Origin of the sequence: Glycomyces sp. TRM65418, from assembly GCF_019710475.1 — a bacterium.
GTDB lineage: Bacteria > Actinomycetota > Actinomycetes > Mycobacteriales > Micromonosporaceae > Glycomyces.
Genome location: NZ_JAJFAX010000015.1, coordinates 1 through 25,534, shown reverse-complemented (window position 1 = coordinate 25,534; position 25,534 = coordinate 1). Strand labels below are relative to the sequence as shown.

At 72.1% G+C, this 25,534-nt stretch carries 22 protein-coding genes; 8 read left to right on the top strand and 14 right to left on the bottom strand.

What is annotated here, in order from left to right:
* The first annotated feature begins 97 nt into the window (after positions 1-97).
* Positions 98-1,615 (top strand): ABC transporter substrate-binding protein, encoded by a 1,518-nt coding sequence (locus tag K3N28_RS22085; protein WP_228094924.1) that lies wholly within the window; start codon positions 98-100, stop codon positions 1,613-1,615.
* 3 nt (positions 1,616-1,618) lie between these two features.
* The gene (locus K3N28_RS22080; protein WP_228094923.1) at positions 1,619-3,328 is read left to right on the top strand and encodes an ABC transporter permease subunit; all 1,710 of its coding nucleotides are present in this window, start codon (positions 1,619-1,621) and stop codon (positions 3,326-3,328) included.
* A 346-nt stretch (positions 3,329-3,674) separates the two neighbouring features.
* Here K3N28_RS22080 and K3N28_RS22075 read toward each other — a convergent pair whose 3' ends face one another.
* The 3 genes from K3N28_RS22075 to mscL all read right to left on the bottom strand — a co-directional run bounded on the left by K3N28_RS22075 (position 3,675) and on the right by mscL (position 6,032).
* Positions 3,675-4,481 carry a VOC family protein gene (locus tag K3N28_RS22075; protein WP_228094922.1) on the bottom strand — a complete coding sequence of 269 codons (807 nt, stop codon included), beginning with the start codon at positions 4,479-4,481 and terminating at the stop codon, positions 3,675-3,677.
* A gap of 112 nt (positions 4,482-4,593) precedes the next feature.
* On the bottom strand, positions 4,594-5,427 hold the full coding sequence (locus K3N28_RS22070) for a VOC family protein (RefSeq protein ID WP_228094921.1): 834 nt from the start codon (positions 5,425-5,427) through the stop codon (positions 4,594-4,596).
* 206 nt (positions 5,428-5,633) lie between these two features.
* Positions 5,634-6,032 (bottom strand): large conductance mechanosensitive channel protein MscL, encoded by a 399-nt coding sequence (mscL, locus tag K3N28_RS22065; protein WP_228094920.1) that lies wholly within the window; start codon positions 6,030-6,032, stop codon positions 5,634-5,636.
* A 185-nt stretch (positions 6,033-6,217) separates the two neighbouring features.
* Between mscL and K3N28_RS22060 the strand changes: the two genes are divergently transcribed.
* Positions 6,218-7,057 carry an aldo/keto reductase gene (locus tag K3N28_RS22060; RefSeq protein ID WP_228094919.1) on the top strand — a complete coding sequence of 280 codons (840 nt, stop codon included), beginning with the start codon at positions 6,218-6,220 and terminating at the stop codon, positions 7,055-7,057.
* Positions 7,058-7,104: 47 nt separating this feature from the next.
* Here K3N28_RS22060 and K3N28_RS22055 read toward each other — a convergent pair whose 3' ends face one another.
* Together K3N28_RS22055 and K3N28_RS22050 are read right to left on the bottom strand one after the other, a co-directional pair.
* On the bottom strand, positions 7,105-9,477 hold the full coding sequence (locus tag K3N28_RS22055) for a hypothetical protein (RefSeq protein WP_228094918.1): 2,373 nt from the start codon (positions 9,475-9,477) through the stop codon (positions 7,105-7,107).
* An 18-nt stretch (positions 9,478-9,495) separates the two neighbouring features.
* Positions 9,496-10,542: a LacI family DNA-binding transcriptional regulator gene (locus K3N28_RS22050; RefSeq protein WP_228094917.1), complete on the bottom strand. Its 1,047-nt coding sequence runs from the start codon at positions 10,540-10,542 to the stop codon at positions 9,496-9,498.
* 520 nt (positions 10,543-11,062) lie between these two features.
* Here K3N28_RS22050 and K3N28_RS22045 point away from each other — a divergent pair.
* From K3N28_RS22045 to K3N28_RS22030, 4 genes are all read left to right on the top strand, one after another.
* Positions 11,063-12,358, top strand: a complete 1,296-nt coding sequence (locus K3N28_RS22045) for an ammonium transporter (RefSeq protein WP_228094916.1) — start codon at positions 11,063-11,065, stop codon at positions 12,356-12,358.
* Between the two features lie 241 nt (positions 12,359-12,599).
* Complete coding sequence (gene ffh / locus K3N28_RS22040; protein ID WP_228094915.1) at positions 12,600-14,132, top strand: signal recognition particle protein; 1,533 nt, start codon at positions 12,600-12,602, stop codon at positions 14,130-14,132.
* 118 nt (positions 14,133-14,250) lie between these two features.
* Positions 14,251-15,351, top strand: a complete 1,101-nt coding sequence (locus K3N28_RS22035) for an amidohydrolase family protein (protein ID WP_228094914.1) — start codon at positions 14,251-14,253, stop codon at positions 15,349-15,351.
* 107 nt (positions 15,352-15,458) lie between these two features.
* Positions 15,459-15,989 (top strand): DUF4190 domain-containing protein, encoded by a 531-nt coding sequence (locus K3N28_RS22030; RefSeq protein ID WP_228094913.1) that lies wholly within the window; start codon positions 15,459-15,461, stop codon positions 15,987-15,989.
* 57 nt (positions 15,990-16,046) lie between these two features.
* Here the strand turns inward: K3N28_RS22030 and K3N28_RS22025 are convergent, their stop codons facing one another.
* The 9 genes from K3N28_RS22025 to K3N28_RS21985 form a co-directional block, all read right to left on the bottom strand.
* The gene (locus tag K3N28_RS22025) at positions 16,047-16,403 is read right to left on the bottom strand and encodes a VOC family protein (RefSeq protein ID WP_228094912.1); all 357 of its coding nucleotides are present in this window, start codon (positions 16,401-16,403) and stop codon (positions 16,047-16,049) included.
* A 40-nt stretch (positions 16,404-16,443) separates the two neighbouring features.
* A complete protein-coding gene (locus tag K3N28_RS22020) occupies positions 16,444-16,938 on the bottom strand; it encodes a twin-arginine translocase TatA/TatE family subunit (RefSeq protein WP_228094911.1) in 495 nt (164 codons plus the stop codon).
* A gap of 69 nt (positions 16,939-17,007) precedes the next feature.
* Positions 17,008-18,342 carry a S1C family serine protease gene (locus K3N28_RS22015; RefSeq protein WP_228094910.1) on the bottom strand — a complete coding sequence of 445 codons (1,335 nt, stop codon included), beginning with the start codon at positions 18,340-18,342 and terminating at the stop codon, positions 17,008-17,010.
* 188 nt (positions 18,343-18,530) lie between these two features.
* Positions 18,531-18,698, bottom strand: coding sequence for a DUF3117 domain-containing protein (locus K3N28_RS22010; protein WP_228094909.1), 168 nt, complete (start codon positions 18,696-18,698; stop codon positions 18,531-18,533).
* Positions 18,699-18,882: 184 nt separating this feature from the next.
* Positions 18,883-19,410: a hypothetical protein gene (locus K3N28_RS22005; protein WP_228094908.1), complete on the bottom strand. Its 528-nt coding sequence runs from the start codon at positions 19,408-19,410 to the stop codon at positions 18,883-18,885.
* 12 nt (positions 19,411-19,422) lie between these two features.
* On the bottom strand, positions 19,423-19,917 hold the full coding sequence (locus K3N28_RS22000; RefSeq protein WP_228094907.1) for a DivIVA domain-containing protein: 495 nt from the start codon (positions 19,915-19,917) through the stop codon (positions 19,423-19,425).
* 22 nt (positions 19,918-19,939) lie between these two features.
* Entirely contained in the window at positions 19,940-20,584 is a 645-nt protein-coding gene (locus K3N28_RS21995; protein WP_228094906.1) for a hypothetical protein, read from the bottom strand.
* Positions 20,581-23,112 (bottom strand): FtsK/SpoIIIE domain-containing protein, encoded by a 2,532-nt coding sequence (locus tag K3N28_RS21990; RefSeq protein WP_228094905.1) that lies wholly within the window; start codon positions 23,110-23,112, stop codon positions 20,581-20,583. The genes K3N28_RS21995 and K3N28_RS21990 overlap by 4 nt, the downstream gene beginning before the upstream one ends.
* 149 nt (positions 23,113-23,261) lie before the next feature.
* Positions 23,262-24,521 carry a M18 family aminopeptidase gene (locus K3N28_RS21985; RefSeq protein ID WP_228094904.1) on the bottom strand — a complete coding sequence of 420 codons (1,260 nt, stop codon included), beginning with the start codon at positions 24,519-24,521 and terminating at the stop codon, positions 23,262-23,264.
* Positions 24,522-24,697: 176 nt separating this feature from the next.
* Between K3N28_RS21985 and folP the strand changes: the two genes are divergently transcribed.
* On the top strand, positions 24,698-25,534 hold an 837-nt coding region (gene folP, locus K3N28_RS21980), incomplete at its 3' end, for a dihydropteroate synthase (RefSeq protein WP_228094903.1).

Below are 25,534 nucleotides of genomic sequence, written 5' to 3'. Positions count from 1 at the left end.
TTGGTTGCTCGCGCGGTTGCGGTACTCGACATGTGTGCCATTATTGCATCTGATTTGCAATAGGTAAGACTTCGCGATAGAGACGAGGCTCACTGCCATGCCGCTCTCCCGGCGCACGTTGATCACGGCCTCCGCCCCCCTCGGGCTCGGCGGCGTCCTCGCCACCACCGGCTGCTTCGCCTCCGAGGCGAGCGACTCCGCCCGCCTGGTCTTCGCCACCGCCCTCACCCCCGCGGCAGGGCTCTCGCCCCATTCCGACGACGCGTTCCTCCTCGCCCGCTGGGCCGTCGCCGAGACCCTCGTCGGCCTCGACGACAACGGCCGGCCGCTCGCGAAGCTCGCCCTCGACTGGACCCGGACCGCGGACACCGCCTGGGACCTCACCCTCCGCGAAGGCGTCCGCTTCCACGACGGCACCGACCTCGACGCCGCCGCCGCGGCCGCCGCCCTCAACGCCGCCGCCGCAGCCGCCGCGGTGCCCCGCGTCATCGACGGCGTCGGCCTCGCCGCCGAGGCCACCGGCGACCACACCCTCCGCGTCACCACCGCCGCCCCCGACCCCGTCCTTCCGCAGCGGCTCTCCAGCCCCCACCTCGCGATCCTCGCCCCGGCCGCCTACGCGGGCGACGCCGTCGACCCGCTCGGCCACGCCACCGGGCCCTTCGTCCTCACCGAGTCCGCTTCCACGGGCGTCGTCCTCGAACGCAACGACGCCTACTGGGGCGAGCCCGCCGCGATGGACGGCTACCGCGCCGACTACGTGCCCGACGCCGCCACCCGCGTCGCCGCACTCCGCTCCGGCGAGGCCCACGTCATCGAAGCCGTCCCGTACGCCCAGATCGCGAACCTGCAGGACTCCCAGCTCCAGGACGCCCCCACCGGCCGCACCGTCAGCCTCTACCTCAACACCGCGACCGGGCCGCTCGCCGACGCCTCCCTGCGGGCCGCCGTCGCCGCCGCCATCGACCCCGACCCGATCGTGGGCGACATCTACGAAGGCCACGCCGACGCCCCCGAAGGCCTGTTCGGGCCCGCCCTCGCCTGGGCCGCCGACCACCGGCCCTACACCCTCCCCGAGGCCGCGACCCCCGCCGGCGAGACCCTCAAACTCGCCACCTACTCCAACCGCGCCGAACTCCCCGAAGCCCTCACCGTCCTCGCCTCCCAACTGGAGGCCGCCGGGTTCGCCGTCGAGACCGAGGTCCGCGAGTACAACGACATCGAGCCCGACATGCTCGCCGGCGACTTCGACGCGTTCCTCATGTCCCGCTCGGTCGTCCAGGACTCCGGCGACGCCTACACCTACCTCGACTCCGACTTCACCGGCGACGGCGGCTTCAACGTCTCCCGGCTCGACGACCCCGCCGTGGACGCCGCCGTCGCGGCCATCGGCGCCGCCGACGCCGACGCCGCAGGGGACGGACCGGACACCGAGAGCGCCGCCCTCGCGCGGCAGAACGCCGTCCTCGACGCCGAAGCGGTCGTGCTCGCCACCGTCGCGGTGATCCCGATCGCCCACGAGCGCCTGGTCACGGGTGTCGCAGCAGGGGTCGCGAACGTCGTCAGCGACCCGCGCGAACGCGAGATCATCACCGCACAGACCACTATGGACTAGTCGGTGGCGCTCCTGCGCGGGTCCCTCACACGGCTCGCGATCCTCCTCGCGGTCCTCGTCGCCATCGGCCTGCTGCCCTGGCTCGCCGACCGCGACCCGGCCCTCTCCGTCCTGCGCGCCCGCTACCCCGGCCGCGAGGCCACCGACGCCGCCCTCGACGCGGTCCGCGCCGAACTCGGCCTCGACGCCGGACCGCTCGCCATCCTCCGCGACTGGCTCGCCGGTCTCCTCCGCGGCGACTTCGGCGCCTCCTGGACGAGCGGCGAACCGGTCGCCGAGACGGTCCTGTCCGCCCTCGGCGTCTCCCTCACCGTGATGGGCGCGGCCCTCGCCGTGACCTTCGCCGTCGCCGCCCTCGCATGCGCGCCCGCGCTGCGCCGCGCCGCCGAAGGCCGACCCGTGGGCGCCGGCGGCGTCGCCGTCGCCGCCTTCGCGGCCCTGCCCGACTTCCTCATCGCCACCCTCGGCGTCGCCGTCTTCGCCGCCTGGGCCGGGATCCTGCCCGCGTACGGCTTCACCAGTCCGCTGCACCTCCTGCTGCCCGCCCTGGCGATGGGCCTGCCCGGCGGCGGCGTCCTGGCCCGGCTCGGCCGCGACGCCATCGGCCGCGTCGCCGCCGAAGACTGGGTCCGCCAGTGGCGCACCGCCGGCTACCGGCGCGGCCGCGTCGTGCGCGGCCTGCTCCGCCGCGCCCTGCCACCCGTCGTACCGCAGTTCGCGATCATCAGCGTCAGCATCACCGGCGCGGCCGTCGCCGTCGAGACGATCTTCGCCGTCCCCGGGCTCGGGCGTGCCGCGCTCGCCGCCGCCGACGCCCAAGACCTCCCGGTCCTCCAGGCCTGCATGGCGCTCCTCATCGGCTTCGGCTTCGCCGCGGGCCTGGTCGCCCGCCTCGCCGCCCGCGCCCTCACGGGCGACGCCACCGCGATCCCCACGGCCCCGACGGTGTCGGGCGGTCGGCGCGGGCACCTCGCGTGGATCGCCGTCGGCGCCGGACCGCTGCTGGCCGCCCTCGCGTACGGGTTCGCACGCAGCGGTGACATCGCCACCGGCTCCCGGCTCGACGGCCCGTCGGCCGCCCACTGGCTCGGCACCGACGAGCTCGGCCGCGACGTGCTCGCCCGCCTCGGACAAGGAGCACTGTGGACGGCCGGTGCGGCGTTCCTCGCGTGCGGCCTCGCCTACGCGCTCGCGCTGGCCCTCGGCTTCGCGCCGCGCCTGGCGCATCCGCTCGCCGAGGCGTGCAACTCGTTCCCGGTCGCGATCGCCGGGATGCTCGTCGTGGTCCTCCTCGGGCGGGGCCAGTTCGGGGCGGTGCTCGCGGTCGTCGCCGTATCGTGGCCGCCGCTGGCCGCGCACGCCGCCGAACTCGTGGCCCAGGCCCGCACCGCCGGGCACCTCGAAGCGCGCCGAGCGCTCGGGGCCGGACGCTGGTGGATGCTCCGGCGGCACACGCTCCCGCTCGTGGTCGGACCGCTCGCCGCCCATGCGGGCCTACGATTGCCGGGCATGGCCCTCGGCATCGCCTCGCTCGGGTTCCTCGGCCTCGGCGCGGGCGCGGACGCACCGGAATGGGGCGCGAGCCTCGCACGGTCCCTGCCGTACCTCGAACGCGCCCCGCTCGCGGCCCTCGCCCCGGCCGCGGCGATGATCGCCCTCACCGTCGCAGTGATGGCCGCGGTCGCCATGCCGCAGCGCGCGACACGTCACTGAACAGGCGAGGCGAGCCTGCCTGAGGCCTGATTCGCACGCTCGACGAATGCCGGAAGGCAATGGTGAAGCCGTGAAGAACATCCAGGTGAAGAACGCCTCCGACGAGGCCTACCGCGTGTGGAAGAGCCGGGCCGCTGCGGCGGGCATGTCGCTTCAGGCGCACCTGCACCGAAAGCGCACGCGGGAGGCGAGCAGCCGACCGTCTCGGAGGCACTCGCGAGCGTCGAGGCGGGCCGAAGACCGACAGGGACCTCATCGTCGAGATGACCCGAGAGGACCGGGAGTCGCGGTGACCGTCGCGGACACCTCGGTGATTCGCGGTCGCTCGGCCCGATCGAATCGATGTTCACTCCCAGCCGCGCGGGGACTGGATGCCGACGACGGTGCCGCTCGGGACCGCGATGCCCGCGATCATCAGGCCCGGGACCTCCAGCGGCTCCGCCGCGACCGACCCGCCCAGCTCCACCGCGCGCTCGCACATCGCGACCGCGTCGTCCACCTGCACCATGACGTTCCACGCCGGCGGCAGCTCCAGCTCCCAGGCGTCCGACGCATGGCAGCCGCCGAACTCCCGCTCGCTGCCGGCCGCGCTCAGCGCCGCGTACGGCTTCGGGCTCGACGGGTTCTCCCACGGCGGCGTCGTCACGTTCCAGCCGAGCAGCGCCGTGTAGAACCGCATCCCCTCCGCCGGCACGCCGTCGTAGCGGTACTCGACCCACCCGATGCTGTTCGGCTCCCCCCACGCCTCGAAGCCCGAGCCCGGCTCCTTCGGCTCGACCAGGCCGAACGACGCGCCGTACGGGTCGGCCACCATCGAGAACCGCAGCAACGAGCCCACGTCCTCCGGCTCGCTCACGACCGTGCCGCCGAGCTCGCGCGCCCGCCGGGTCGCGGCGTCGCAGTCGTCCACCCGGAACTGCAGGTTCCACATCTGCGACGGCGGCATGTCCGGCGGGCACGGCATGATCCCCGTGACCGCCCGACCCGGGCCCGAGGACCCGTCCGGGAGCCCGAACGTCGTGTAATGGCCGAAGTCCTCGCCCGTGTCGACCGAGGTCCAGCCGAACAGCCGCATATAGAACCGCGTGTCGGCTTCGAGGTCGGTCGTGAGGGAATCGGCCCAGATCGGAGCGCCCACCGGTATCGAGGTCATGGCGCACGGCTCCTTCGCGAGTGATGACCGCTGACTCCACCACCGTCGCACGGGCCTCAGGCGCCCGCACCGGTTTCATCGCGACCCGGCCGTTCAATCGCGACCCGGCCGCTCACTCCCGGCCCGGGACCGCCGTCGACATGATCGTGAAGTGCGCGCCCGTCGGCGACACCAGCACCGCCATGCGCCCGCCCGGGTCGTCCACCGGCGCGACCGCCACCCGGCCGCCGAGGTCGACCGCCTTCGCCGCCGTCAAGTCCACCGAATCGGTCCCGAAGCACACCAGCCAATGCGGCTTCATCTCCACCTCCGGGCCCAGCGCCATCCGCGCGCCGCCGAACTCGGCCGAGTCCTCCTGCACCACGCCCTCGTCGTGGGTCCACAGGCCCACGTACGGCGCGTCGTGCGGCGGCTCGTCATGCCCGGGCACCTTCAGCGACCAGTTCAGCAGCTCCGCATAGAACTGCATCGCCTCCACCGGTGCTCCGTCGTACACGTACTCGAACCACACGATCGCGCCCGGCTCGCGGAACGCGGTGAACCCGACGTGGTCGCTCATCGGCTCGAACAGGCCGAACGAGCCCCCGTCAGGGTCCTTCATCGCCGCGTACACCAGGTCGTCGCCCACCCGGATCGGATGGCTCACGATCGTCGCGCCCAGCTTCTCGGCGTTCGCCGTCGCCTGCACGCAGTCGTCCACATGGAACGCCACCCCCCACGTCGAGAGCCGGCTCGTGTCCGCAGGCGGATTCGGGGCCAGCCCGCCCACGGCCCGCGCCATCGAGATCGTCGTCCCCAGGCACAGCTCGGTGTAATGCCCGAACTGCTCTCCGGTGTCGAAACTGGACCAATTGAACAGCCGCATGTAGAAGGCCAGGTCCACGGCCATATCGGGGGTGTTCGCATCGGCCCAGATCGGGGCGCCGAGCGGAATGGAGGTCGGCATGGTCAATTCCTTCACGGGTCGGGTCGGCAACGCCACCCCACCGTCCCACGCGGGTGCGACACGGGCAAGGCCCCCGCCGACCCCGGCAGGGCCGTCGGCGTCGGCCGCGGCATCGGGGACGTGCCGAATACCCTCCCGCTCCCGCCCGAAAACCCGGACGCGCGACGGCCCGCCCCGCACCAGTGCGGCGGCGGGCCGTCCAGTCCCTAGCGCCGGTTCTGCTCGCGCAGCAGATCCCGGATCTCCTGCAGCACTTCGATCTCCGCCACCGCGTGCTCCTCCGCGGCCTCCGCGGCCACCTGTGCCGGCGGCGTGAACCGCTCGCGCAGCTTGTTCATCGGCAGCACGATCACGAAGTACACCGCCACCGAGGTCAGGAAGAACACCAGCACCCCGTTGAGGAACACCCCGTACGGGAACTCGACGCCGTTCACCGTGAAGCTGCCGCCGACCTCCGCGCCGCCGGTGACCAGCGTGATCAGCGGATTGAGGAACGCGTCCCCGAACGACCCCACCAGCGCGGTCATCGCCGCGCCCATCACCACGGCGACGGCCAGCTCGACCACGTTGCCGCGCATCACGAACTCTTTGAACCCTTTGATCATGACGAAGAGTCTCGCATTCACCCGTCGCGGCGTCTCCGCAGAGAGCCGAGTGTCGCCGCGCCCGAGGCGACATCACCCTCCGGGGAACAATCCGGCCGGGCACGCGGTTGCTACCGGAAGCGGCCGGACCGACGCCCCGGACCGCGCCGAGCAGCACCATCGAGCATTGAACGAAGGGCCAACCCATGAGCGACATCGTCATCGGCGGCGACCTCCGCGTCGACCGGCTCGGATACGGCGCGATGCGCCTGTCCGGCGACCCGGGCATCTTCACTCCGCCGAAGGACCGCGCGAGCGCCGTCGCGGTGCTGCGCCGCGCCGTCGAACTCGGCGTGAACTTCATCGACACCGCCGACGCCTACGCGCTCGGCGACAACGAGACGCTCATCGCCGAAGCCCTGCACCCGTACCGCGACGGCCTCGTCATCGCCACCAAGGGCGGCAACACGCGCCCGTCCGCGGACGAGTGGGTCGCCGTCGGCCATCCCGCCTACATCCGCCAGCAGGCCGAACTGAGCCTGCGCCGCCTCAAGACCGACCGCATCGACCTCTACCAGATCCACCGCCTCGACCCGAACCTGCCGGTGGCCGACCAGATCGAGACGGTCGCCGCGCTCCAGCAGGAGGGCAAGATCCGCCACATCGGACTCTCCGAGGTCACCGTGGAGCAGCTGAAGCAGGCCCAGGAGGTCGCCCCCATCGCGAGCGTCCAGAACCTCTACAACCTGGTCACCCGCCAGAGCGAGGACGTCCTCGACTACACCGCCGAACAGGGCATCGCGTTCATCCCGTGGTTCCCCATCGCCGCCGGGAAGCACGCCGGCCCCGACGGACCGGTCGCCAAGATCGCCGCCGAGGCGGGCGCGACCCCCGCCCAGACCGCGCTGGCCTGGCTCCTGCGCCGGTCCGACAACATCGTCCCGATCCCGGGCACCAGCTCGATCGCCCACCTGGAAGAGAACTGGGCCGCCCGCGACATCGCCTTGAGCGACGCCCACTACGAGGCCCTGGACGACCTCGCCTAGCGCACGACCGCAGCGCCCGCGCCGAGACGGCGCGGGCGCTGCGGCGTTCAGGGATTGAGCGGGGCGATGCGGAAGCGTTCGAACTCGGCGGTGGGGCCGTCCGGGTTGCCGAAGGCGATCGTGTTGCGGCCCTCGCGCAGCTCGACGATCACCGGATAGGTCCAGAAGTCATTCCAGGTCCAGGTGCCGCGCATCGGAAACCGGCCGATGGACGCGCCGTTCACCGCGATCTCGCAGTACCGCGAGACGATGTCCACATTGTACTCGTGGCCCCCGCTGCGCTCGTCGTTCGCGTAGCCGATCAGCAGCGCGTGCGGCCCGGCCCCGGTCTCGACCTCGATCGAAGCGGTGGCGCCCTTGCCGTTCCAGCCGACCACGTGCCCGCCGACCGCGAAGTCGTTCACCACCAGCAGCGACCCGCCGGCGCGCACGACGTCCTGCGCGCGGACCTCGACCACGTCCGGGCCCGCCGCGGCCGTGACGGTGAGGCGCTCGGTCTCCTGATCCGCGAGGAGCCGGTTGATCCCCTGGTGCAGGAACACCGGCCGGGCGAGATCCACCGGGACCCACTGGTTCTGCGGACCGGCCAGGACCGCCCTCGCGGCGCCGTCGATCCGGCGGTACCCGGCATCACCCGCGTAGAGGTCGAAGACGAGGCCGTCGCCGTCGCGCCGGGCGAACGCGCCCTCGTACACGTGGCGTTCGGGGCGGCGCTCGTGGAGCTCGATCTTGTCGAGCGCGACCTCGCCGCGGGCGGTGCCGATCGCCCCCGATTTCGACAGTTCGATCGCGTTCCCGCCCGCCCGCAGCGTCACCGCGGCGACCTCGATCGAGCGGTGCTGCCAGTTCATCGTGGTCGGGTACGCCACGATCCGCTCCGCGCCGTTGACGCTGAGGACCTGCTCCGCGGGCTGCGGCTCGGTGGCCTCGGCTCCGCGCCCGTACATGTGGGAGTAGAAGATCGCGAGGTCGTAGTCCCCGTCGGCGGGGACGTCGACGCTGAAGGACACGGCCGAGTCGTTCAAGTGCAGGCCGCTCACGTCGTGCGCGCCCGAGGCCGCGAAGCCGTTGCCGTCCTCGGCGCAGCCCAGGCGGTTCACCTGGCCCGAGCTCACCTTCGCGTGCTCGGCCTCCCAGCGACCCCGCCACGGCGGCGGCTCGACCGGGGCGGCCTGGCCGGGGACGATGCGCACCCAGTACGCGGCCATCCGGTCCGGCTCGGGCACATGCACTTCCAGCTCCCCGGGCGCGCTCGTGACCTGGTCGAGGGCCACCGGCGGGCCCGCGGCCCCCTCATAACCGGTCCAGTCGATGCGGTAGACCGTCGCGGTCGCCCGCTCGCCCCAGTACGCCGGATCCAGGCCCTCGGCGACGATCGTGAAGGGCGCGTCGGTGCCGCCGGCGAGGATCTGGGCGCTGCCGCGGTCGGGGTCGAAGCTCGCCACCCCCTGCAGGGTGTCCACCGTGTTCGGATGCGGCGGGGTGACGCGCACGGTCTCGCCGGTCATCCCCGAGTACGCCTTGAGGAACCACCACGCGCCGTTGGGGACGCACGGCTGCGGGGCCGCGCCCGAGTAGCCTCCGGCGGCCGTCCAGAACGCCATGTCGGCGTGGACCTTCGTCTCCTCGAACATCGCGGTCCACTGCACGAGCTGGCCGGGCACGGAGAGGTCGCGGTTGTTGCCGTACTCGTCGATGTTGACGCGCCGCGGGGCGATGCCGAGTCGGCGTTCGAGCCCGCGGTAGGCCGCGTAGTGCCCGCGGAACTCCGCCAGCGACCGCGGCGACAGCTCGTGCCAGGTCGTCCACTCCGGGAGCGTCCCGGTGTCGCGGGCGCGCCTGAGGAAGTGGGGGAGGAACTCCGGGTGGTAGTACGCCTCGTTCGGCCCGGCGATCGGCACGCCGGGGGCGAGGCTGCGCAGCAGCTGCACGGTGGTGATCCAGTCGGCGAGGAACCGGTCGAACTTCGCCTGGTCGTTCTCCTTGAGCGAGTACCAGATCCAGTCGGGCTCGTTGAACGGCACCCACACCAGCCGCCCGGTGTTCGCCTGCGTGAGCATCGGCGGGACGACCGCGCACAGCCGCTCGTGGTAGACGTCGATCCCCGCGTCCTCGTAGGGCCACTCGGCGAAGAGGTCCTGGAGGTAGACGAACACGAGTCCCTGGCCTTTGTGGACCCGTTCGTTGCGCCGCATGACGGCCACGGCCTCCGAGGCGTCGCCGCCCGGGTGCTGCGCTCCGCCGTCGGGCTTCGCCGCGAGCGACGTGAGGTCGATGGCGTCCAGCAGCTCGTCGGCGGGCACGCCGTCCTCCGAGACGCCGTAGAGCGACCCGGTCGCGCCGTGGACGAGGGGGCCGGTGGGCGCGTCGAAGTCCGCGGTGAGGCGGGCCGGCCCCTGTGGGAGGGGGATCGGTGGCATGGCCGGTGCCTTTCGGGGTCAGGATCGGGCGAAGGGCGGGCCCGAGGTCTCGCGGATGATGAGTTCGGGCTCGGGCCAGCTGGGCTTCGGGCGCGGGATCGAGGCGTCGACGCGGTGGCGCAGCAGCTCGAACGCGCCGCGGCCCACGCTCTCGAAGTCCTGGTTCACCGTGGTCAGCGCGGGCGTGGTGTACGCCGAGAACGGGGTGTTGTCGAAGCCGACGATCGAGAGGTCCCCGGGGACCTTCCGTCCGGCCAGGTGCGCGGCGCGCAGCGTCGCGAGGGCGAGGTGGTCGTTGCCGCAGAGGATCGCGGTCACCGCGGGGTCGGAGACGAGCGGCTGCACCGCCTTGAACGCCTCGGCGATGGTCCACCCGGACGGCACCGGGTCCGGTACCTCGCGTCCGGCTTCGCGCAGGACGCGCGCCCAGCCGTCGGCGCGGTGGGCCTTGCCGCCGCCGAACGTGCCGGTGGAGGTCGGGATCGCCAGGTGGTGCACGGTGTCGTGGCCCAGTTCCAGCAGGTACCGGGTGGCCTCGGCCGCGGCCTTGCCGTCGTCCATGCCCACCAGCCACGGCGAGGCGGCGAGCTCCTCGGCGGTGTAGGGCCCTATGGCGACCATCGCCTGCGGCTGGGTGTCGAGCAGGACCTGCTTGGCGCGCATGCCGGGTTCGTCGTGGGCCATGATGATCGTCGGCTCGCCGGCGCGGGGCAGGCGGGCGATGATGTCGGCGTCCGAATGCGTGTCGGCCGGGTCGAGCACGGAGATCTGGACGCTCCAGTCGAGCGACCGGGCGGCCTTCTCGATGCCGCGCAGGGCCGCCTCGGGCCCGTAGAGGGAGGTGTCGGCGGTGAGCACGGTGACCGACTCGACCGCGCCGCCCGCGAGGCTCCGGGCCAGCCGGTTGGGCCGGTAGCCCAGTTCGGCGATGGCCTCCAGGACCTTGTCCCGGGTGGCCGCGGCGACGCGCGGCGAGCCGTTGACGACTCGGGAGACGGTCTGGTGGGAGACTCCGGCCAGCCGCGCCACGTCCCAGATACTGGCTGCCTTCTTCGGTTGCGCCATCGCTGTAGGTCTCTTTCTATGTTCGTCGCATGCCGTCCGGGGAACGGGCCGTCCCGGGGCATCTTGCGGCCGCAGTCCCATACGACGATACGCCGAGTGATGTTAACGATCACTTTGGTTATGGGTCAAGAATATTAGAGCACAGTTCTGTAACGGGGGAGTCACGCCGAGGCAATGGTTCCTACCGCATGCTCAAACAGCCCGAACGGCGCATCCGCACCGCGCGCGCCGACGGTCGCGCCCCGGAGGGCCGTTGTGAGAGTGAGTTCACACACTCGAAATCTTTCGCGACAGCTTCTTAACACGGAGGCCCGGGCCGCGTAACACGTCTTCGTGAAGCTGGCATCACTCCGGTAGGTAGGAGAATCACGCGCCGGTCGCATCCCACCGGTCACGGTGGCGGGCCCTCGGGTCCGGCGGCCGGCGCGTGACACCTGCCCCGAGCACCGTCGCTCCCCTCAACGCCGGACCCGACTGAACGCCCGCAGCACGTACCCATCTCTGGAGAGAGGAGGCGGCCATGCCCGAGCTCGATACCGGCAACAACGCGTGGATCCTGATCTCAGCCGCCCTTGTTCTGCTCATGACGCCCGGCCTCGCCCTGTTCTACGGCGGTCTCAGCCGAGCTTCCAGCGTCATCAACATGATGATGAAGTGCCTGGTCGCCATCGGCCTCGTCTCGATCGTCTGGGTCCTGGTGGGCGAGTCCATCGCCGTCGGCGACGGCGACGGCAACCCGTTCTTCAGCATGGACGTCAGCTCGGCCTTCGGCCTGCGCTACGTCACCGACCTCGGCATGGTCGACGGCGGCGTCTCCGCCGGCGCGATGTCCGCCTTCGGCATGATGTTCGCGATCATCACCGTGGCCCTCATCGCCGGCGCCGTCGCCGACCGCATGAAGTTCACCGCCTGGGTCGTGTTCTCCACCGCGTGGGTCGTCCTCGTCTACGCCCCCGTCGCCTACTGGGTCTGGGGCGGCGGCTGGATCGAGGAGCAAGGCGTCCTCGACTTCGCCGGCGGCACCGCGGTCCACGCCAACGCCGGCGCCGCGGCGCTCGGCCTGGCCCTCGTCGTCGGCCGCCGCATCGGCTGGAAGGACGGCAACTTCGCCCCGCACAACCTGCCGCTCGTCGTGATCGGCACCGGCCTGCTGTGGTTCGGCTGGTTCGGCTTCAACGCCGGCTCGGCCTTCGTCTCCGACGCGGTCGCCGGCCTGGCCCTGCTCAACACACAGGTCGCCACCGCCGCCGCGATCCTCGCCTGGCTGCTCGTCGACCGCATCCGGGGCATCAAGCCCTCGGTGCTCGGGGCCTGCTCCGGCGTCATCGCCGGCCTGGTCGCCATCACCCCGGCCGCCGGCCTGGTCACCCCGCTCGGCGCCATCGCCGTCGGCGCGGTCGCCGGCGTCCTCTGCCCCTTCGCCATCGGCCTCAAGCACAAGCTCGGCTACGACGACTCGCTCGACGTGGTCGGCCTGCACATGGTCGCCGGCATCTGGGGCTCCATCGCGGTCGGCCTGTTCGCCTTCGGCGACGTCACCGGCGGCACGAACGGCGTCTTCTACGGCGGCGACTTCGCCTTCCTCGGCTGGCAGACCCTCGCGGTCCTCGCCGTGGTCGCCTACTCCTTCGTCGTGGCCCTCGTCATCGCCCTGATCCTCAAGGTCACCGTCGGCGTCCGGATCAGCGAAGAAGAGGAACTGGCCGGCATCGACGCCGCCCAGCACGGCGAGGCCGGCTACGACCTGCCCGTCAACGGCAACACCGGCACCGGCCTGCCCGAGGCCGCCGGCGAGCCCGAGAAGGTCACCGTCTGACCGACCCACCGCACCTCACCACCGGGAACGGCCGCCCTCTCGCGGGGCGGCCGTTCCGCGTTCCCGCCCCGGATCCTCGGGTACCCCGCCCCGGCGGCTCCCGGCCTATGGCGGCGAGCCCAGCGGCCGTCACCGCGCGGCGGCCGCGCGGTCGCCCCGTTAAGCTCGTATGAGTCCACCGCGCCCCACGGCGCCCGCCTGGCAGCCGAAAATTCGCATCGCACCATCGAGAGGTTCACCCGTGTTCGACGCTCTGTCAGATCGACTGTCGGGAATCTTCGAGTCGATCCGCGGCAAAGGCCGCCTGACCGAAGCCGACATCGACGCCACCGCCCGCGAGATCCGCCTCGCCCTGCTCGAAGCCGACGTCGCCCTCCCGGTGGTCAAGACCTTCATCGCCCAGATCAAGGACCGATGCAAGGGCGCCGAGGTCTCCAAGGCCCTCAACCCCGCCCAGCAGATCATCAAGATCGTCAACGAGGAGCTCGTCGGCATCCTCGGCGGCGAGACCCGGCGCATCAACTACGCCAAGCAGCCCCCCACCGTCATCATGCTCGCCGGCCTCCAGGGCGCGGGCAAGACCACGCTCGCGGGCAAGCTCGCCAAGTGGCTCAAGGGCGACGGGCACTCCCCGCTCCTGGTCGCCGCCGACCTCCAGCGCCCCAACGCGGTCGGCCAGCTCCAGGTCCTCGCCGAGCGCGCCGGGGTCGCCGTCTACGCGCCCCAGCCCGGCTCGGGCGTCGGCGACCCGGTGGCCGTCGCCACCGACTCCATCGCCGAGGCCCGCCAGAAGGGCCACGACGTCGTCATCGTCGACACCGCCGGACGCCTCGGCATCGACGAGGAGATGATGCAGCAGGCCCGCGACATCCGGGCCGCCGTGAACCCCGACGAGGTCCTCTTCGTCATCGACGCCATGATCGGCCAGGACGCGGTCAACACCGCCGAGGCCTTCCGCGACGGCGTCGGCATCTCCGGCGTCGTCCTCTCCAAGCTCGACGGCGACGCCCGCGGCGGCGCCGCGCTCTCGGTGCGGCACGTGACCGGCCAGCCGATTCTCTTCGCCTCCACCGGTGAGAAGCTCGAGGACTTCGACGTCTTCCACCCCGACCGGATGGCCTCGCGCATCCTCGGCATGGGCGACATGCTCACCCTCATCGAGCAGGCCGAGGCCGTGTTCGAGGACGAGCAGAAGGAGGAGATGACCCAGAAGCTCCTCCAGGGCGAGGACTTCACGCTCGAGGACTTCCTGGAGCAGATGCAGGCCATCCGCAAGATGGGCCCGATCGGCAACGTCCTCAAGATGATGCCGGGCATGGGCCAGATGAAGCAGCAGATCGACGCCATCGACGACAAGCAGATCGACCGGACCTCCGCGATCATCCGCTCCATGACGCCCGCCGAGCGCCGCGACTCGAGCCTCATCAACGGCTCGCGCCGCCTGCGCATCGCCAACGGCTCGGGCGTGACCGTCTCCGAGGTGAACCAGCTGCTGACCCGGTTCAAGGACGCCCAGAAGATGATGCGCCAGATGACCGGCGCGATGGGCCTGCCCAAGGGCACCAAGGCGACCAAGTCGCCGTACAACAAGCGCAAGGGCAAGAAGGGCAAGAAGAAGCCCGTGGCGCGCCGCGGCGGCCCCGCCGCCAAGGGGATGCCCCAGCTCCCGCCGGGCCTGCAGGGCCAGATGCCCGACCTGTCGCAGCTCAACGCCGCCGACCTCCCGGACATCGACCTGGAGCAGTTCTTCAAGGACCAGAAGAAGGACCAGTAGCCGGAGCGAGACGGCCGCGACCGTCGCCGGTCGCGGCCGTCGCCCGTTTCGCGGGTCGGCGTGTCGCCCGCGCGCCCGCCCTGGACACGGAGGCCCGCACGGGCGATACTGCTGGGCGATGACTGAACGCCAAGCCTCGCCCGCGCCGCCGCTCCACCTCCGTGTCGTCTGGCTTCCCGACGACACCGTCCGCGACGTCTACGTCGACGGCGACCGGATCGGCTTCGACCCCGTCCCTGGAGCGCGCACCGTCGCCACCGCCGGATACGCCCTCCCCGGGCTCGTGGACGCCCACTGCCACATCGGCATCCGCCGCGGCGCCTCCCCGATCGAGAGCCTCGACGAGGCCCGCACGCTCGCCCGCGCCGACCGGGACGCCGGCGTCCTCGCCATCCGCGACGCCGGATCGCCCTACCCCTACCCCGAACTCGTCGGCGAAGACGGCATGCCGCGGCTCGTCCGCGCCGGCCACCACGTCGCCGCCTCCCGCCGCTACCTGCGCGGCATCGGCCTCGAATGCGAGCCCGACGAAGTGGTCGGCGCGCTGGCCCGCCAGGCGAAGCTCGGCGACGGCTGGGTCAAGCTCGTCGGCGACTGGATCGACCGCTCCAAAGGCGACCTCGCCCCCTCGTTCGAGCCCGAGGTCCTCACCGCCGCGATCCACGCCGCCCAGGCCGAGGGCGCGAAGGTCGCCGTGCACACCTTCTCCGAAGAGGCCGTCGCCTGCGTCGTCGAAGCCGGAGTCGACTCGGTCGAGCACGGCACCGGACTCGCCCCCGACCTGCTCGACCGGATGGCCTCCCGCGGCATCGCCCTGGTGCCGACCATGATCAACATCGAGACCTTCGACGACATCGCCGCCGGCGCCGACGCCAAGTTCCCCCGCTACGCCGACCACATGCGACGCCTGAAGCAGGGCTTTCCCGAGGTCGTGCGCGCCGCCTGGGAAGCGGGCGTGCCGGTCTACCTCGGCACCGACGCGGGCGGCGGCATCGACCACGGTCTCGCCGCCGAGGAGATGCGCCTGCTCCACGAGCGCGCCGGCATCCCCGCCGCCGACGTCGTCGCGGCCGCCTCGTGGCGCGCCCGCGCATGGCTCGGCATCCCCCCGGACCTCGGCGACGTGGTCGTCTACGACCGCGACCCGCGAGCGGACCTGGACGCGGCCCGTGAACCCGCGCTCATCATCCTCCGCGGACGGCTCATATCCGGGCGTTGACCGGCCCTTTCGCCGTATTTGCGAACCGGCCTCGTCACGATCTCGTTGCAGCGGTCGGCTATCGTGAACCTCCGCGCCGTTTCCGCCCGAGCAGAGAGTAATCAGCGATGACCTATCCTCCGACTCCGGACCAGTCCGGACAGGGCGGCTTCCAGTACGACCCGTACGGCAGCCAGCCCGGTTCCCAGCCCCCGCACCCTGGCGCCGCCCCCCAGCAGCCGGGCTACGGCCAGCCGTCGCAGCCGCAGCAGCCCGGCTACGGCCAGCCCGTGCCCCCGGTCGCCCCCGGATACGGCGCGGCCCCGCAGCTGCCGCCCCCGGCGCCGGGCTACCCGCCGCCTTACGGCATGCCGGTGGGCGCCCAGCCCAAGAACGGCTTCGGCGTGACCGGCATGGTCACCGGCATCATCGGCCTCGTGCTGGCCTGGTGCGGCATCGTCGGCATCGTGCTGGCGATCCTCGGCATCATCTTCGGCGGCCTCGGCATCGCCCGGGCCAACCGTGGCGAGGCCACCAACAAGGGCATGGCGATCACCGGCGTGGTGCTCGGCTGCATCGCCCTCGGCCTCGACATCCTGCTCTGGGTCTGGTGGGGCGTCGCGGGCATGAGCGCGTTCAACGCGGGCACCACCGTCTAGGCGCACGGCCGCAGCGGCGCGGGCCGGGCCCGCGCCGCTTTCGCGTGCCTCCGCGGCTCACATGAGGACGAGGCAGAACGGGTGCCCTGCCGGGTCGGCGTAGACGCGGAAGCTGTCGCCGCCGCCGTCGAGCCGGCGCGCGCCGAGCTCCAGGATCCGCCGTTCGCCCTCGTCGAGGTCGTCGACCTTGACGTCGAGGTGCATCTGCTGCGGGACGGCCGGGTCGGGCCAGGTCGAGGCCGTGTAGACGTCGGCCCGCTGGAAGGCCAGTCCGGGGCGGTCGGGCGCGTCGCCGATGACCACCCAGTCGCCGTCGTCCTGCACTTCGACCATGCCGAGGAGCTCGCGGTAGAACCCCGCGAGCGCCTTGGGGTCGGGGCAGTCGATGATGAGTCCGTGCCAAGTTCCGATCATGCGCCCAGTGTTCCAGCCGAGGGCGACGGCTAAACCGGGATCAGGTCACGTCGTCGAAAGTCGCGGCGCGGCCGCGCGTGCGCTCGGCGGCCGGCTCGGCCGCGGCGGCCTCCGCGCCGTTCGCGCCGGCGCCGGCCGCGCTGGAACCGTTCGCGCTCTTCGTGATGCTGCCGCGGTTGACACTGCGGCGGGTGTTCTCCACCTCGCGGGTGGTGTCCCGCAGGCCCTCCTGGAGCGGCTTGGTGCCCTCCTGGAGGTCGCGCATCGTCGACTTGAGCGGGCTCGTCAGCATCTCCTGGTCCTCTTCGGTCAGGATGTGCTTGCGGACGAAGGTCTTGGGGTTGAGGTCCTCGGGGCGGATGTCGGTGCCGATCTCGCGGCTGAGGTCCGCGGCGGCGTTCGAGGCCATGGTGCGGGCCTTCGAGATGAACCGGCGGAGATTGGCGAGCGCCTTCGGCAGCTTGTCCGGACCCCACAGGAAGATAGCGATCAGGATGATGACCAGGAACTCGGTTCCACCCAAGCCTCCGAACACGCTGACCCTCCTAAAGTCCCGCTAGTGACTGCCGATACCTGAAAAACCTCCGCCTAGCCTACCCGCACCTCAGTCGGCGGCGGCTTCCAGCGTGACCTGCGCGCTGTGCTCCCGGCCATCGCGCTCGTACACCACGGTGACCTCGGTCCCCGGAGCGAGTTTGCGGATGAGAGCGATGAGCTGCGTGTTCTCCGTGACGGTGGTGCCGTCGAAGGCGGTCAGGACGTCCCCGTCCCGCAGCCCGGCGTCGTCGGCGGGGGAGTCGGGGACGATCCGTTCGAGGGTCACTCCGACGCCCAGTTCGGAGGCGCCGAGCTCCGCTCCGAGCACGGTGTGCGTGGCCGATCCCGTCGCGACGATCTCGTCGGCGATGCGTTTGGCCTGGTTGATGGGGATGGCGAAGCCGATGCCGATGTTCCCGGCCTCGCCTTCGGCCGCGGTGGACGCGATCGCGGTGTTGATGCCGATGACCTGTCCGGCGATGTCGGTGAGCGGCCCGCCCGAGTTGCCGGGGTTGATGGCGGCGTCGGTCTGGATCGCGGCCATGACCGATTCGACCTCGCCGTTGTTGTTCTGGGTCAGGACCGGCCGGTCGACGGCCGAGACGATGCCCTCGGTGACCGTGGAGGACAGGCCCAGCGGCGCCCCGACGGCGAGCACGGGGTCGCCGACCGCCACCAGGTCGGAATCGGCCAGCACCATCGGGGGATGCTCGTCGCCCTCGATCTTGAGGACGGCCACGTCGGAGTCGGGGTCGGAGCCGACGACTTCGGCGCTGGTCACGCTGCCGTCGCTGAACAGCACCTGGAGGCTCTCGGCGACTTCGGCGCCGCCGCCGACGACGACGTGGTGGTTGGTCATGATGTAGCCGTCGTCGGAGACGATGAAGCCCGAGCCGTTCCCGCCGTCGGCGGTGAGGACGGTGACCACCGAGGGCATGATCTCCTCGACCACGGCGGCGACCGAGTCGACGTCGCGCTCGGTCCGCGGCTCCGCGCCGGTGATGAAGCCGCCGCCGGCGCCCGTGCGGGTGGCCCAGATGCCGATGGCCGCGCCGAGGGTCCCGGCGATGAGCGCGGTGACGGCCGAGACGACGATGACGAGTCCGAGCGCGGGCCTGGCGCGCTCGGCGGGGCGGGCGGGGAGCGGTTCGGGTGCGGGCGCGTGGGGGACGGGCCGGGTCTCGATGACGGCGTGGCTCGCGGGGTCCCGCCACGGGTCGGTGGCGGCGGCCGGGTGCCACCAGGCCGACTGGCCGGGCCCGGCCGTGGGCGGCTGGTTGCCCGTGTGGAGGCCGGCCGGCCCATGCGGCTGCGGCGCCTCGGCGGACGGCGCTCGCCATGTCGGCTCGGAGTGGTGCGGCGCGCCCGGATCTGCCTGGGGTGGCTGGGTGCCGGAGTTCATGACTGAAAGTCTATGCCGCATTCGCCCGTCCTTCACGGGCCCTGCGAATCCGGACGGTGCCGTCTGGTCCGGTCGCGGCCGGTTCGCGGGCGCGATGAAGGACCCGCTCCGCGCGCGCAGAGCGGGTCCTCAGGTCGGTCCGGCAGCGGGGTGACCGCCGAGTGGGGTGGTGGTGCGGAAAGTCGTTCCTACTCGAGGGCGCCCTGGAGCTCTTTGTACAGAGTTTCAGCTTCCTCGGGGCTCATCTCCACGACCAGCCGACCGCCGCCTTCGAGCGGCATCCGCAGGATGATGCCTCGGCCCTCTTGCGCGACTTCAAGCGGGCCGTCACCGGTCCGCGGCTTCATGGCCGCCATTTTGGTCTCCCCTCGATCCAATGCCGCAGGTTGCGACTCGACGTTGCTAGATCAAGTTTCCCTGATGAGCAGGCGGAAGGCCAACTCGCCCCACCGGCTATGTGACAACGTTACGCAGCAATCGCCTGAAAAACGGCTTTTGCGACTTGCGTGATTTCCCCGAACGGAGCATGACCCCGGTCACTCACTCCTCGGGGTCCTGCTCGTGCTCGACGCCCAAAAGGAACGAAGTGCCCTCAAGTTCTCTTCCGTACGGGGCGACGAACGTGGGCAGTTCCTTCGGTCCGAGCGAGCGGATGTACGACCAGAACCGGCGCACGGCCTCGGCCTTGTCGACGGCTTCGATGGGCATCGAGAGGGTCACGAGCCAGTCGCTGCGGCGCTCGGGGCTCGGAAGGGCCCGCACGAGCGCCTCCCACGCGTCCGGGTCGAGCTCGGTCCAGGCCCCGGGGCCGGCCTCGCCGTTGGTCGCGGGCCCGTAGACGCGCGCCGTCTCGCTCGTCTTCACCGGCTCCTCCAGGCGGCGGCGGTAGGCGACGGCGGGGCCGTCGACCTCGCCGAGCGCGAACACGCCCTCCGGGCCGGCCAGCGCGACCTCGTCGCCGTCCGCGGCGCCCTCGGGGAGGGCCCGCGCCGGCTCGACCGCTTCGACCTCGTAGGCCTGCTGCTCGGTGTATTCGTCGTCGTCCAACGCCAGGAGCCAATAACGCATGGGCCTATCCCATCACGCGTCGCGGCGCGGCGTCGCCTCACCTGGATCCTCGCGCCCTGCCTCACGTTCGGGCGCCGCGCCCTCGGCGCCGCGGTCCGCGACGGAGGCCTCCTCGTCCAGAGCCTCCTCGTCCATGGCCGGCTCCTCGATCACGACCGCCTCGTCGGGCGCGGGCTCCTGGAACGCCTCCGCGTCGGCCGGGGGCTCCGCATAGGCGCCGTCGAGCTTCGCGCGCAGCACGGCGAGCTGCTCGTCCCTGCGGCCGATCTCCCAGGCCAGGCGGTACAGGGCGGCGTCGACCTGCTCGGTGCGGTAGCCGCGCAGGCCGGTGTCGAACTTGACGGAGGCGACGGCCGCCTCGTCGACCGGCTCGCCGTCGCCGAGACCCGGCGGCGCCCCGGCCGGACTGAGGTCCAGGAGCGTGTCGCGGCCGGTGGCCCACACGACGATCGCGAAGGCGATCCACACGCCGATGACGGCGACGATGAGCGGCAGCACGAAACCCACGGGTGGTTCCTCCAAGCGGTTCTCAGCGGAAGAATGCGAAATAGGCGAACAGCGCCATTGTGCAGACTGCGAGGGTCACTCCCAGACGCGGGTTGTGGGGGACGACCGGCTTGACGGGTTTCCCGCCGCGGTCGAGCAGGGGCAGACGCGGCTTGTTGGCGGCGCCGACCAGCACGTATCCCACCAGTGCGGCCATGACGGGGAGCAGGAACGCGACCCACCACGTGGCCTCGCCGCCGCCGGTGACGGCCAGATAGGACAGCTGGACGCCGAGGCAGGCGATCATGCACGAGCCGTAGACGAGCAGTTCCCGCAGCACGTGGTGGGCCTTGGGCAGCAGCGTGGGCCGCTGGGCGACGCGCACGGTCGCGACCTGCGCGGCCTCGGCCTCGCGCAGCGCCGTGCGCGCCCGCGCGAGCGCCGCGTCGGCGTCCTCGTTCGCCGCGGCCTCGTCGTCCGGTTCGGGATGGAGGTCGGGCGTGGTGGCCCGCAACCGGGCGCACAGCTCCGCGAGCCGCATGGTCTGCTCGTCGATCCCCGCCCTGATCTCGCGCAGGTCGGTGCGGCGGCGTTCGAGCCGCTTCGCGGCCTGCGCGGTGTTCGCCGTCGTGTCGGCGTCGAGCCGGGTCAGCTCGTGCACGAGGTCCTCGTACGCGCTCAGGGTCATCGGGTCGCCTCCACCATCTCGTCCAGGCGGCCGGGCCGCACGTAGGGGACCGCGAGCCGCTCGGTGCCCGCGTGCCGGTCGACGATCAGGCAGCGGTTGGAGCGGGCCTCCCAGGACCGTTCGTAGCCGCCGGTGATCGCGGCGAGGTCGTTCGCGGCGATGTTGAGCGCCACGATCCCGGCGCAGTGCTCGCGTCCGGCCGAGCCGCCGATGTCGTCGAGGAAGCGCCGCGCCCCGCGCCACCACCCGAGCAGGTGCACGCCCGACGCGGGGCCGTGCAGCAGCAGTTCCCGCAGGGTCGCGGGCTGGCCGTCCGCCCCGTCGGCGCCGAACCACACCAGGTAGGTCGGCTTCTCGCGCGGTTCGGCCAGGATCGAGCCGGGCGCGAGTTCGCGGCAGTCGTGGCCGCGGGCCTTGAGGCTCTCGAGGACGGCCGCCGCGGTGTCCTCGACGCCGACGGCGGTGGCCGCGACGTGGAATTCGACGCTGCCGGGCTCGTGCTGGCGTCCGAGGGATTCGGCCGCGCCGGCGAGGACGTCGGCGGCGACCACCGAGGTCCCGAGGACCGCGAGGTGCCGTCCGGGGCTGCGGTCGAACTGGTAGCCCACAGTGGACATGTGGACGTCGACGGCGCGGCCCAGGAGCGCCCGGGGCGCGTGCGTGGGGGCGAGCGCCGCGAACGTGGGGTCGTCTTCGAGGTGCTGCTCGTCGAAGCCGCGGAAGACCACGGGCTCCTCGTCGGAGCCGCGCCGCTCCCACAACTGGTGGCGCAGCTCGCCGAGGAGCTCCTCGGCGCTGGAGGCGTCGGGGAAGCGGCAGGTGCGGTTGCGGCCCCTGATGCCGCCGGCGTCGTTGACGACGGCCTGGCCGACGCTGATGCCGTCGGCGGCGTCGTTGCCCTCGTCGAGCAGGTGCTTCGCGCCCGGCAGCGCGACGCGCAGCGGGAACTGCCCGAAGATCGAGTCCTTCTTGGAGTAGAGGGCCTCGATGCCGGAGATGGTCTGGCTGGCCAGGACGAGGTGCACGCCGTAGGAGCGGCCCTTGCGGGCGAGTTCCTCGAGGTGGGCGACGGCCTCCCCGGCGAGGCGGTCGTTCCCGGCGAAGAGCACGTGGAACTCGTCGACGACGGCGACGATGCGCGGCAGGCGCACGTCGGGCCGCAGTTCCCGCAGGCGGGCGAGCCGGGTGGCCCCGGCCCGTTTCATGAGCCCGGCGCGGCGGGAGAGTTCGGCCCGGAGCGCCCCGAGGACGGCCACGCCGTATTCGCGGTCGGATTCGACGCCGACGGCTTTGACGTGCGGGATCCAGGACGGGTCGAGCGGGGAGGGCGTGAACTCGGTGAACGAGACGCCCTCCTTGAAGTCGAGGAGGTACAGCTCGAGTTCGTCGGGGGAGTAGCGGGTCGCGAGTCCGTAGAGGACGTCGAGGAGGAACACGGTCTTGCCGCCGCCGGTGCGTCCGCCGATGAGCCAGTGCGGGGTGGCGTCGTCGAAGGAGACCTCGACGTCGCCGCCGGTGGACCGGCCGGCCTGGTCGCGGCCGATGACGGTGGTGAGGCCGCTGCGGCTCGACTCGGTCCACAGCGTCTCGGGCACGAGGTCGGCGACGGACAGCTCCCCGGCTTCGCGGCGCTGCTGCGCGCGCGAGCCGAAGACGGCGCGGGTGAGGCTCGGCGAGGGGGCCGCGTCGAGCCTGACGGGCAGCGGCAGGCTGCCGAGGCGGACCTCGTTCGCGGTGCAGGTCAGGTACGTCGCGTGCTCGACGGCGGGGAGCGGTTCGCGGTGCGGGGCGTTGCGCCACCCGCACAGGACCAGGTGGCAGCGGGCGGAGGGCCCGGCGTGGGCGAGGGCGGCGAGGCGTTCGCGGGTCGACTTGCCGACTTCGGGCGGGAGCCCGGCGATGACGATGAGGTGGTGGGGCCGGTCGGCGATGGACTGGCCGCGGGCGGCGATGTCGCGCAGTTCGGTGAGCCGCTTCTCGGCGGCGGTGAGGACTCGGCCGAGGGCGAGGTGGTCGGTGGCGACGGGACCGGCGATGCCGGCGTCCACGAGGGCCGTGGCGGGCGCGAAGACCTGCCCGAGCGTCACGCCGTCGACGAGGCTCAGTTCGAGGTTCGGGTGGGCGGCGGTGATCCGCAGCAGGAGCGACTGGAGCATCCCGGCCACGCGCGGGTCGGCCGCGTCGCCGTCGCACACCAGGTGGCCCTTGCCGAGGAGCCCCACGAGCGCGGGGAACGCCGGGGCGTCGTCGATCTCGGCGGTGCCGATCCGGACGGCCGCCGCGGCGGCTCCCTCCGTCCACATGGGCGTATCGGGGCCGACGGCGGCGAGGTCGTCGCCGAGCCAGCCGGTCGCGGTCGCCGCCGCGGCGGCCCGGAGGCGTTCGGCGAGATCGCTGCGGCGCTGCTCGATCCCCGTGGCGGCCAGGCGGGAGGCGTCGTCGGTGAGCAGGCGTTCGGCGCGGTCGGCGGCCCCGGCGGCCTCGCGCAGCCGCGCGGCAACCCGTTCCAGTTCGGTTCGCCAAGTCAATGCCGCCTCCGAGGGGTCTGAACCGATGCCCGGCTCGCGGGCTTCGAACGAGTTCACCATACCGGCAGCGCACGGTGTGCGACGAGACCCGAGCGGGACGCGAATATGAAAGCGCCACACGGGAACCGTGCGGCGCTTCCGTATCGGGGTCAGTGCGTGAAGAGGCCGAGTGCGAGGTCGGCGAGGTACGCGGGGTCGTCGGATCCGCACAGCTCGCGCGCGGAGTGCATCGAGAGGATCGGCAGGCCCACGTCCACGGTGAGCAGGCCCAGCTGCGTGCCCGAGATCGGCCCGATGGTGGTGCCGCCGGGGATGTCGTTGCGGTTCACGTACATCTGCCACGGGATGCCCGCGGCGTCGGCCGAGCGGCGGAACAGCGCCTGCTCCTCGGCGCCGCTCGCGTACCGCTGGTTCGCGCTGACCTTGATCATCGGGCCCGCGCCGGGGATCGGCCGGTGGCCGGGCTCGTGCTTCTCGACGTAGTTCGGGTGGATCGCGTTCCCGGTGTCGGCGGACATCATCCCGGAGGCGGCGATCGCCCGCGCGTACGTCTCGAAATCGTCGCCCACGAGCCGGTGCAGCACCGACTCCAGGAAGGGGCTCTGCGCGCCGGAGTAGGTCATCGATCCGACCTCCTCGTAGTTGAACGAGGCGAGCATCGGGATGCGGGGGCCGGTGTCCTCGGCGGCGATGAGGGCTTGGAGGCCCGCGTGGGTGCTGGTGAGGTTGTCGAGCCGCCAGGCCGCGAACAGCTCGTTGTCCTTGCCGAGGTAGGCGGGCTCGTCGAGGGCGACGGTGAACAGGTCGTGTCCGAGCACGTCGCCGGCGTCCACGCCCGCTTCGGCGGCGATGAACTCGAGGAACTCGCCGTCGCGGGCCTGCCCCAGGCCCCAGATCGGCGTCAGCTGCGACTGGGCGTTGAGCTTCTGGCCCTCGTTGGCGCCGCGGTCGAGGTGGATCGCCAGGCGCGGGATGCGCAGCAGCGGCCGGTCGACGTGGACGAGCACTTCGCCGCCGTCGCGCATGACCAGGCGCCCGGCGACGGAGAGGTCCCGGTCGAGCCAGGTCTGGTGCGGCACGCCGCCGTAGACCTCGACGGCGATCTGCTTCCAGCCCGCGGAACCGGTGTCGGGCCGCGGCTTGACCTTGAACGTCGGGGTGTCCGTGTGGGCGCCGAAGATCCGGAAGGCGTCGCAGTCCTCGCCGTTGACCCGCCAGGCGACGATCGAGCCGTCCCGCACGACGTAGTACCCGCCGAGGTCGACCGGCCACGCGTCGGTCTCCGCCAGCCGCCGGAACCCGGCCGCCTCCAGTCTCCGGCCCGCCTCCGCGCACGCGTGGTACGGCGTGGGGGCGGCCTTGATGAACGCGGCGAGGTCGTCGGTGTGCGACCGGTCGAAGCGAGGCATCGATGCTCCTTATCACTGGCGGGTGGCTGCAGCGAGCTTACTGGCCGGTACAGGGCGGCGCTCCCGGTGACCGAGTGACGCGGCGCATGTCGATCGCACCGTGCTCATCGCCGCATGCGCCTGCCGCCGGAGCAGCGGGTTTGCACATTCCGCGCCGAGTGGCCGACCATAGACGGATGCGAGCGTTGAAACTGGGCCGACGGGTGTTCGAGCGGTGCGACTACGCGGTGATGGCGATCGTCAACCGCACGCCCGACTCCTTCTTCGACTCGGGGGCGACCTTCGCGTTCGAGGCGGCGGTCGCGGCCGTGGACAACGCGGTCGCGCACGGCGCGGACATCGTCGACGTCGGCGGTGTGAAGGCCGGCGACGGCCCCGAGGTGACCGTCGCGGAGGAGATCGACCGGGTGGCGCCGTTCATCGCCGCCGTCCACGACAAGCACCCGGACCTGGTGATCTCGGTGGACACGTGGCGCGGCGAGGTCGCCCGCGCGGCCGTCGCGGCCGGCGCCGAGCTCATCAACGACACGTGGGCCGGCTGGGACCCGGCGGTGATCGAGGTCGCCGCCGACACCGGCGCGGGCCTGGTCGTCTCCCACACCGGCGGGCTCGAACCGCGCACGGTGGCGGCCAAGGCCGTCTACGGCGACGTCGTCGCGGAGGTCCGCGCGGAACTGCTCGAACGCGCCGAGGCCGCCGTGGCCGCGGGCGTGCGCGCCGACGGGATCCTCATCGACCCGACCCACGACTTCGGCAAGAACACCTACCATTCGCTCGAACTGACCCGCCGCCTCGACGAACTCACGGGCACCGGCTGGCCGGTGCTGGTCGCCCTGTCCCGCAAGGACTTCGTGGGGGAGACCCTCGACCTGCCGGTGGACCGCCGCCTGAACGGCACCCTCGCCGCGACCGCGATCTCGGCGTGGAACGGGGCGCGGGTCTTCCGCGCCCACGACGTGGCGGCCACGCGGGAGGTCCTGGACATGGTCGCCGCCGTGAAAGGCGACCGGCCC

Bases quoted from the DNA above. Each gene is read 5' to 3' on its own strand.
- K3N28_RS22085 (WP_228094924.1), top strand. From the start codon at position 98: ATGCCGCTCTCCCGGCGCACGTTGATCACGGCCTCCGCCCCCCTCGGG.
- K3N28_RS22075 (WP_228094922.1), bottom strand. From the start codon at position 4,481: ATGACCTCGATACCGGTGGGCGCTCCGATCTGGGCCGATTCCCTCACG.
- K3N28_RS22070 (WP_228094921.1), bottom strand. From the start codon at position 5,427: ATGCCGACCTCCATTCCGCTCGGCGCCCCGATCTGGGCCGATGCGAAC.
- mscL (WP_228094920.1), bottom strand. From the start codon at position 6,032: ATGATCAAAGGGTTCAAAGAGTTCGTGATGCGCGGCAACGTGGTCGAG.
- K3N28_RS22060 (WP_228094919.1), top strand. From the start codon at position 6,218: ATGAGCGACATCGTCATCGGCGGCGACCTCCGCGTCGACCGGCTCGGA.
- K3N28_RS22055 (WP_228094918.1), bottom strand. From the start codon at position 9,477: ATGCCACCGATCCCCCTCCCACAGGGGCCGGCCCGCCTCACCGCGGAC.
- K3N28_RS22050 (WP_228094917.1), bottom strand. From the start codon at position 10,542: ATGGCGCAACCGAAGAAGGCAGCCAGTATCTGGGACGTGGCGCGGCTG.
- K3N28_RS22045 (WP_228094916.1), top strand. From the start codon at position 11,063: ATGCCCGAGCTCGATACCGGCAACAACGCGTGGATCCTGATCTCAGCC.
- K3N28_RS22035 (WP_228094914.1), top strand. From the start codon at position 14,251: ATGACTGAACGCCAAGCCTCGCCCGCGCCGCCGCTCCACCTCCGTGTC.
- K3N28_RS22030 (WP_228094913.1), top strand. From the start codon at position 15,459: ATGACCTATCCTCCGACTCCGGACCAGTCCGGACAGGGCGGCTTCCAG.
- K3N28_RS22025 (WP_228094912.1), bottom strand. From the start codon at position 16,403: ATGATCGGAACTTGGCACGGACTCATCATCGACTGCCCCGACCCCAAG.
- K3N28_RS22015 (WP_228094910.1), bottom strand. From the start codon at position 18,342: ATGAACTCCGGCACCCAGCCACCCCAGGCAGATCCGGGCGCGCCGCAC.
- K3N28_RS22010 (WP_228094909.1), bottom strand. From the start codon at position 18,698: ATGGCGGCCATGAAGCCGCGGACCGGTGACGGCCCGCTTGAAGTCGCG.
- K3N28_RS22005 (WP_228094908.1), bottom strand. From the start codon at position 19,410: ATGCGTTATTGGCTCCTGGCGTTGGACGACGACGAATACACCGAGCAG.
- K3N28_RS21995 (WP_228094906.1), bottom strand. From the start codon at position 20,584: ATGACCCTGAGCGCGTACGAGGACCTCGTGCACGAGCTGACCCGGCTC.
- K3N28_RS21985 (WP_228094904.1), bottom strand. From the start codon at position 24,521: ATGCCTCGCTTCGACCGGTCGCACACCGACGACCTCGCCGCGTTCATC.